This is a genomic window from Desulfovibrio sp. 1188_IL3213 (assembly GCF_036763145.1).
Classification (GTDB): domain Bacteria; phylum Desulfobacterota; class Desulfovibrionia; order Desulfovibrionales; family Desulfovibrionaceae; genus Desulfovibrio.
Genome location: NZ_JBAIYR010000119.1, coordinates 1 through 5,833 on the forward strand (window position 1 = coordinate 1; position 5,833 = coordinate 5,833).

The 5,833-nt window shown below is 57.3% G+C and carries 5 protein-coding genes; 3 read left to right on the forward strand and 2 right to left on the reverse strand.

Going from position 1 to position 5,833, the window contains the following annotated elements; genetic code table 11:
* Positions 1–418, reverse strand: a 418-nt coding sequence (locus tag V6C16_RS06695; RefSeq protein WP_333542928.1) for a 3-dehydroquinate synthase II, incomplete at its 3' end; no start/stop codon positions are given.
* Between the two features lie 4 nt (positions 419–422).
* Positions 423–1,220 carry a 2-amino-3,7-dideoxy-D-threo-hept-6-ulosonate synthase gene (locus V6C16_RS06700; RefSeq protein ID WP_333536629.1) on the reverse strand — a complete coding sequence of 266 codons (798 nt, stop codon included), beginning with the start codon at positions 1,218–1,220 and terminating at the stop codon, positions 423–425.
* Positions 1,221–2,090: 870 nt separating this feature from the next.
* Here V6C16_RS06700 and V6C16_RS06705 point away from each other — a divergent pair.
* From V6C16_RS06705 to V6C16_RS06715, 3 genes are all read left to right on the forward strand, one after another.
* On the forward strand, positions 2,091–3,092 hold the full coding sequence (locus V6C16_RS06705) for a D-cysteine desulfhydrase (RefSeq protein WP_333536628.1): 1,002 nt from the start codon (positions 2,091–2,093) through the stop codon (positions 3,090–3,092).
* A gap of 70 nt (positions 3,093–3,162) precedes the next feature.
* Positions 3,163–4,566, forward strand: a complete 1,404-nt coding sequence (locus V6C16_RS06710) for a Na+/H+ antiporter NhaC family protein (RefSeq protein WP_333536627.1) — start codon at positions 3,163–3,165, stop codon at positions 4,564–4,566.
* Positions 4,567–4,892: 326 nt separating this feature from the next.
* Positions 4,893–5,546 carry a GntR family transcriptional regulator gene (locus V6C16_RS06715; protein ID WP_333536626.1) on the forward strand — a complete coding sequence of 218 codons (654 nt, stop codon included), beginning with the start codon at positions 4,893–4,895 and terminating at the stop codon, positions 5,544–5,546.
* The last annotated feature ends 287 nt before the right edge of the window (positions 5,547–5,833 follow it).

Here is a 5,833-nt window from a genome sequence, read left to right on the forward strand (position 1 = left end):
CCATCTTGCACTGGGCCACAATGTCCTTGAGTTCGGCCACGGCCCCCCTGGATACAACAATGCCCGCCACACCGCGTTCCAGAATACCTGCGGCAAGGCGGGCCTCGTCCAGTGTACCGGCTTCGGCCAGTACGCTGTCGCTCTGGGCCAGAAGGTTTTCTACAGGAATGACCTCCCAGCCGCGCGCCAACACCACGCGCTCGCCCTTGTGCAGCCGTTGCAGCACGGCTTCTTCATCGGCCTTGACGGCAAGCGTCGCCATAGGGGTTTCTTCGGCGGCCCATACAGGGCAGCGCGAAAGACCGGCCACCTGTTCCACATGCTCGGCGGGTACAATGACGCCGTCCACGCCCGATTCGAGGGCAAGCGTCACATCGCCCTTGTCAAAGGGGACACAGTTGAAATAGATGCGCGACATACTGCTATTCTCCCACCAAGGTGATGGCTTGGTCCACGCTGGCGTTTTCGTGCACGATGGCCCGCAGGGCCTTGACCAGGTTAACGCGGCTGGGATGCTGGAAAACGTTGCGGCCCACGGAAATGCCCGCGCCGCCTGCCTTGATGGAATCGTGTACCATCTGGAGTATCTGGCGTGTGGATTCCATGCGCTCGCCACCGGCAATGACCACCGGCACGCAGCAGGAGGCCACAACTTCCGCAAAACTGTCCACATCGCCGGTGTAGGGAACCTTGACGATGTCCGCGCCCAGCTCCACGCCCACGCGGGCGCAGTGGGCCACCACGTTTTTATCAAAGCCGTTCTGAATCTGCGGGCCGCGGGCGTACATCATCGCCAGCAGGGGGATGTGCCAGTTGTCGCAGGCTTCGGCCACTTTGCCGAGGTCTGCCAGCATGAGACGTTCGTTGGGGTCGCCCAGGTTGACGTGAACAGACACGCAGTCCGCCCCGTGTTTGATGCCTTCTTCCACCGTGCCGACCAGGGTTTTGGTGTTGCCGTTGGGCGTCAGGGCCGTGGAGGCGGAAAGATGGACGATAAGGCCGATGTCCTTGCCCGCACTGCGGTGCGAGCAGCGCACAAGGCCTTTGTGCATGAGCACGGCGTCCGCGCCGCCCAGGGCCATGTCGTTGACTGCCTCGCGCATGTCCACGAGGCCATCCACTGCACCGATAGTGACGCCATGGTCCATAGGAACGATAATGGTGCGCCCGTTATCCCGATTGATGATTCGTTCAAGGCGGACTTTTTTTCCAAGGTACATGGCTTGCTCCTTTTAGTTGTTGACGTGCGTTGTGCAGTCAAATTGCATAATGCCTGTAACCGTGGACCGCTCGGCGTGGGCATTTTGAAGAACCGGCTGCCCAGACAGAAAAAGGGCCGCCGGCGGTTTGCCTGCGGCCCTTTGAACTTCCTAACTTGTTTTTTAGCGTCAGCGAAGCTCCCGACCACAGGCATCCATAAAGTACGCAAAAAAATACCAGCTATAAAAGCCAGCGGCGTAGGCGGAGGTGTGGTTGGAAGAAATGCGTTGCATGAAAAATCCTTTTTGTTTCTTCAAAAACGTTACGCCGGGTAAAAATCGCTGTCAATACCTTTTGCGAAAAAAAATAAACGAACGGCTTTTTGCGCGCTGTGGCGGGATAGCGGGGCGGAGCAGGCGGAATGCCTGCCTTTGTAACACCATGGATCGTCAGTGGTTATTTACATGGTTGTGCAATTTCTTCGGAGGTTTGCGGCAGCACGTTTGTGCTTAAATACGCAAAAGGTGTTGTTTGAGCAAAAATACTGGTTGATCAGCCATTCAGTAGGGTGTCGTCTTCGTAACGGCGGGTCAAAGATATTGTCTGCGTGGTCTTTGGTTGAGGACGAGGAAAAGAATATTTTTTTATAAAGTTATAGATATCATGTTGTTAAATGTGTTTGGAGACGGGGCGACCGTGCCGGAAGAAAGTTTGCCTTGACAGCCTTGGGAAAGTTTTCTTAAAAGAAGACATGGCAAATGTTAACATTTAACTTTATACAATTTAAAATGCACGTCCGCGTGCATCCTGCCGAACTCACGCTGCCGACCTCGGCATCGGACAGGACGGACGCCCGGCATTTTGATGAACCCAAGCATCAGGAGGCAAAAATGAATCTCAGCAAATTTCCGCGTAGAGGATATGTGAAGGAGGCCACTCCTCTGGAGTTTCTGCCAACCTTCAGCAAGGCCCTTGGCGGCAGGGTCAACGTGTGGATCAAGCGCGACGACCTTTTGCCGGGGACCAGCGGGGGCAACAAGACCCGCAAGCTTGATTTTGCCATTGCCGACGCCCTGTCCAAAGGTGCGGATACCATCATCACCTGCGGGGCCGTGCAGTCCAACCACTGCCGTCTTACCCTGGCATGGTCGGTAAAAGAGGGGCTGGACTGCCATCTGGTGCTGGAAGAGCGCGTTGCCGGCAGCTATAATCCCGAAGCTTCGGGCAATAACTTTCTTTTCCGTCTCCTTGGCGTCAAGAGCACCACAGTGGTTCCCGGCGGCAGCCCCATGATGCAGGAAATGGAAAAACTGGCCGAAAAGCTGCGGGCCGAGGGCCGCAAGCCGTACATCATCCCCGGTGGTGCTTCCAATGCCATCGGCGCTCTGGGCTACGTGCAGTGCGCGCAGGAAATCATGCAGCAGATGTTTGACCGCGGCCTTGACTTTGACCACATGGTCGTCCCCAGCGGCAGCGCCGGAACCCATGCGGGCGTTCTGCTGGGCATGCTGGGCTGCAATATGAATATCCCCGTGACGGGCATTGGCGTGAACCGCAAAAAGCCCGTGCAGGAAGAAGCCGTGTATTCTCTCATGCTGGAAACTGCGGGTCTTCTGGGCGTTGGCGCTTCCTTGCCCAGAGAGGCCGTGGTGGCCTACGATGACTATGTGGGACCCGGCTATTCGCTGCCCACTCCCGCCATGGTGGAAGCGGTGCGCCTGCTCGCTTCCACAGAAAGCATTCTTCTGGACCCGGTGTATTCCGGCAAGGCCATGTCGGGCCTGATCGACCTTGTGCGCAAGGACCATTTTGCCGCAGGTTCCAATGTGCTTTTCCTGCACACGGGCGGTTCGCCTGCCCTGTACGCCTATCTTGACGAATTTCGCCAATAGACGGCGCGGGCCGCGTGGCTGAACACGCGGCCCCGATGTTATATTTCCCTCAGGGGAGAGGAAAAGAACCATGCAGAATGACAAGTTGAAAATGTACGGCGGCATATGGGGCGGGCTTGTTCCCCTTGCCATACTGGTGGTGGGGCTTGTGTGGCTTTCTGTGGCGGGGCGGGGCGGAACCAAGCCGTTCTGGGCCTGCGCGTGGCTGGCGCTGGCGGTGGGCTTGTTTTTTGCCAGAAGCAAAGAGGAGTACTGCAAGGCCGCCATGCGCGGCATCGGCGACAAGACCGGCATTGTCATCGTGACGGCCTGGTTGTTCGCGGGGGTGTTCGGCAAGCTTATGGCTGCCGGGGGACTGGTGGATGGCCTGTTGTGGCTCGGCATGACTACCGGGGCGCAGGGAGCGGTGTTTACCCTGCTGGTGTTCGCCGCGGCCATGCTTTTTTCACTGGGTACGGGAACCAGCACCGGAACATGCATTGCCCTGACCCCGGTGCTCTACCCTGCGGGATATTTTCTGGGGGCTGACCCTGCCATGCTCGGGCTGGCAATTCTGTCCGGCGCGGCCTTTGGCGACAATCTGGCCCCCATATCAGACACGACCATCGTGTCTGCCTATACGCAGGGCGCCACCATGCGCGATGTGGTGCGAAGCCGTTTTCCTCTCTGCATTGTGGCGGCGGCCTTCAGCGCGCTGGTATTCATGATTTTTGGGGGCGGGGGCGAGACCGCGGTTCTGCCCGCCATACAGGCCGACCTGAATCCGTCCGGCATATTTATGCTGTTGGCCCTCATTGTGGTTGTGGTGGCGGCGCTCAGCGGCAGGCATATCATCGAGTCACTCATTTACGGTAACGTCACGGCGGCTTTGGTGGGCATGCTTATCGGCACGCTCAAGCCCGGTGACATTTTCGGCATTCCCGCCAAGGCCGGGGCTTCCACGGGGATTATCCAGTCCGGTATTGACGGCGTGGTGGGGGCCATTATTTTTGCCATCCTTATTCTTGCCGTCACCCAGATTCTGGTGGAATGCGGCATAATGACCAAGATTCTGGAATTTGCCCACAAGAGTGTGGTCAGCACCGTACGTCAGGCCGAGCTGTTCATCGTGGGGGTGACCATTCTGGCGTCCATTCCCATTTCCGCCAATGCTCCGGCGGAACTGCTGGTGGGGCCGAGCCTTGTGCGCCCCATCGGCGAAAAGTTCAACCTCGCCCCGGCACGGCGCGCAAATCTTATGGACTGCGCGGTATGCACCATCTTCTTTATTCTGCCGTGGCACATTGTGGTAGCCGCCTGGTACGGCGCCATGGTGAGCGCGGCCGAAAGTTACGGTATTGCGGCGCCGCCCATCAGTACGGCCCTGTATAATCCGTATTCGTGGGCTTTGCTGGCAGTGCTGATATTCTCTGCCGTCACCGGCTGGAACCGTCGTTATGCCACGCCTGAGGACACAGTGACAGAAACGGCCTGATAGACCGGCCGAACACTAACGGCTGATGCACCGGCCGAACACTCTGTGTCATACTCAGGGGCGGCAGGCGGAATGCTTTTATTCCGGCTGCCGCCGCTTCAATTGTATCAACAAGGTCTTTTTGCGGGCAATTTCATTGTAAGGCTGTTCTGGCGGCAGCGGGAGCAGGCGTCAGCCGTGTCGAGGCGTCAGCACAGTTTACCTTGGCGAACAGAGACAGAAGCGGGCTCCTGCAGACATTGAGAATATATAAGGGTAACATGCTCTATGGACAAGGCATCATAATTTGCTAAGACTAGCCCAGGCAAACACATGAGGAGCAAACATTGAGCCACGTTCAGACTTACAGCGCACAGGCCATAGACTACATCAAGCAGTGTCTGCTTGACGGAAGGCTTGCGCCCGGCGATCCCATTCGCGAAACAGAAATCGCCGAGCATCTCGGCATCAGCCGCGGCCCTGTGCGCGAAGCCCTGCAAACCCTTCTGCAGCAGGGGCTTGTGACCGGGCTGCCGCAAAAGGCCAAGCATATACGCCATCTTACGGCACAGGAAATTGAAGACAGCTATTGCCTTGGGGGAACGCTGGAAGGGGCCTGCATTGTCCAGTCCATGAACAAGTGGGATGATGCCGCCCTGGCCGAGGTAAAGGCCATACTGGACGAGATGGCGCGGCAAAGCCGCAATGCCACAGGGCTTTCGAGCATGAGCCTTGTGGACGAAGCTTTTCATGACGCGTTGCTTTCGCGCTGCTCTAACAGGCTGATGGTCAATACGGCGCGCAATTCCTGCGCCCATATTTCAAAGTTTCTCTACTATAAATGCTGGGATACGCTCTTTTCGCCCCAGGAATTTTATGAGCGCCATACGGTCATTTACGATGCCCTGTGCAGCCGCGACCAGCAACGTATCGAGCGCGTCCTGCGCGAGCATTATGCCGAGTCCGGGCGGCGTCTTGGGCTTCAGTGCGGCCAGCGCTAGGCAGGAGCGGCTCACCGTAAACGTCTGCTCTGGGCGGACCCAGAGCATTTAACACTTGAAATGCTCGCTTACGGCAGGCAAAAGCCTGCCTTCTCGCATTTCGTGGCAAGGATTTTCAGGAAAATCCTTGCAGAGCAGTTGACTCGTTTCATTCGTAAACTGCTCTAGAGCAGATTAACTTTGAGAATATACATTCTCAAAGTTTAAGGCACGCTCACTTCGGCGTTTAACCGCGCAGATAAACTGCGCTTACGCCTCCGTAGCGAACGTCTGCTCACGCAGCCGCC

Excerpts from the sequence above, each read along its gene's own strand:
- V6C16_RS06705 (WP_333536628.1), top strand. The coding sequence starts at position 2,091 with ATGAATCTCAGCAAATTTCCGCGTAGAGGATATGTGAAGGAGGCCACT.
- V6C16_RS06700 (WP_333536629.1), bottom strand. The coding sequence starts at position 1,220 with ATGTACCTTGGAAAAAAAGTCCGCCTTGAACGAATCATCAATCGGGAT.
- V6C16_RS06710 (WP_333536627.1), top strand. The coding sequence starts at position 3,163 with ATGCAGAATGACAAGTTGAAAATGTACGGCGGCATATGGGGCGGGCTT.